The organism is Brevinematales bacterium, assembly GCA_026415355.1.
GTDB lineage: Bacteria > Spirochaetota > Brevinematia > DTOW01 > DTOW01 > SKYB106.
In genome coordinates this window covers 1-1795 of sequence record JAOAHF010000043.1, presented here as the reverse complement: position 1 = coordinate 1795, position 1795 = coordinate 1, and the positions used below count along the sequence as shown (strand labels likewise).

General features: G+C 29.9%; 2 protein-coding genes. One reads left to right on the top strand and one right to left on the bottom strand.

What is annotated here, in order from left to right; translation table 11 throughout:
* Positions 1–1313: hypothetical protein (locus tag N2712_07955; GenBank protein ID MCX8029910.1), on the top strand; the 1313-nt coding region annotated here is incomplete at its 5' end.
* A 41-nt stretch (positions 1314–1354) separates the two neighbouring features.
* Here the strand turns inward: N2712_07955 and N2712_07950 are convergent.
* Positions 1355–1729, bottom strand: a complete 375-nt coding sequence (locus N2712_07950; protein ID MCX8029909.1) for a hypothetical protein — start codon at positions 1727–1729, stop codon at positions 1355–1357.
* Positions 1730–1795: the final 66 nt, after the last annotated feature.

Sequence of the window (1795 nt, the reverse complement as noted above, 5' to 3'; positions counted from 1 at the left end):
CTGCACCCCCATTACCACCAAAAGGTGAATGGAAACCTGTTGAAGAGAAAACTACAACTACTATTAGAAGAGACGCTCCAAGTGATGGTGTTAATAGATGTAAAACAGAAGTAGGTATACCTCTAGAAATATTAAGAGAATATGATTTTGGATACCAAACTAACAGAATATTTATGGCGTTTATAGTTTTTCCTAATTCATTAAAAGAAATTGGTGAAAGTATAGTTCATGTAGATTCAGCTAAATTATTTCAATCTTATTTTCCGTATCATGTAAATGAAGTCAAATTATCTGGTATTGGATCTGTAACACCAACAACTTTATCAGAAGAGTCATTTTTAACAGTACTTCCAAAATATCAAAAAATAACAGAAGTATCAACTGCTATTCCATCATTTTACTATAAGGGTTTAAGCAATGCAAACATAGGAATATTTTTACAAAAGTGGATGGGTCTTTTAGGTTGGAAAAGTAGTCCTTATAATTACATGGGTTACATTAAAGAAGCTTTTCAAATGAACAAATCAAAATTAACAACATCTTTATACAAAGGAAATATACTAATCTGTTCATTTAAACAAAACGCTCTTAAACAAATAACAGAATCTGATGCTAAAAAAGTAGTTGGATATGAAGATATTTACGAAAGTGAAAAAGAAAAAAAATTTGCAAGATCTCAAAATTTTAAGGGTGATCATGTAGGTTATTTCAAAGTAAAAAAAACAACTTATGGTTTAAAAGAAACAAAACCTATAGAAGAAAATTACAGATTTTCAGTATCTCCCTATACATTAGAAGAAGTTTTTTTATGTTTAGGTGTATACCCTAAAAATATTTCAGGTATAGGTGACTACAGTAGAGACTTTAATTCATTTAGACAATATGACATAACGTGGAATGTCGATTTAATACTTACAAATCTTGAAATTGAAGTTATAGCACAAAATCTTGTTAATGATTATATGAAACAGTTATTTAATGTTAAAAAGTTTGACGAATATTCAACATTTTATGATGGTAGTGATAAATCAGGTACTAGATACAACCCACCTCAGACTAATCCAGCTCCATCTATTACAAAATCAACAGTTGAATACGAAGTTATTAACAAAGAAGGGAAAGTAGTACATAAAGGTATAAATAATTACACTAGGTTAGAAGATCAAAGCATACCAAAGGAACAAAGAGCTTCTTCATCTAACACATCAACATCTTCAAATAGTGGTGGAGGATTACTTGGCGGACTGAAAGATAAAGCTACAAATGCTGTAAGTGGATTAAAAGATAAAGCTACAAGTTTATTTAAAAAGTAATTGATAGTCCTTTTTAAGGACTATCAATTAAACAATTATACTTAACACTGACCTATAATGCCTTTTAATTTTTCAGCTTCACTTGAAAGAACTCCCTGCATTTCAGCTTCTAAACAAGGTAAATAAACTATCCTATCTAAAGCAAATTGAACAGTTACTTCTGCAATACCATTACTAGTAATATCACTGCCTAATCCTGATAGAGGTATTTGTGTGGGAAATACACCATACATTCTATATGCTGATTGTACTGTACTACCTGTTGGATCAAAAAAAGCAATATCTACTGTTGATTTATACTTGCTTTGAGATAATTCACTTAACATAGATAAACCAGTAACAGGATCAAATATTTTAGTTATCCATGCATAAATAAGTTTAGTTATAATATGCCCGTAATATTCATAAAATGTCATAGATATAGATTCTGGTGTAGTGATACCAGTTACAACAGTAAATCTAGCTGTCTCTTATACACATCT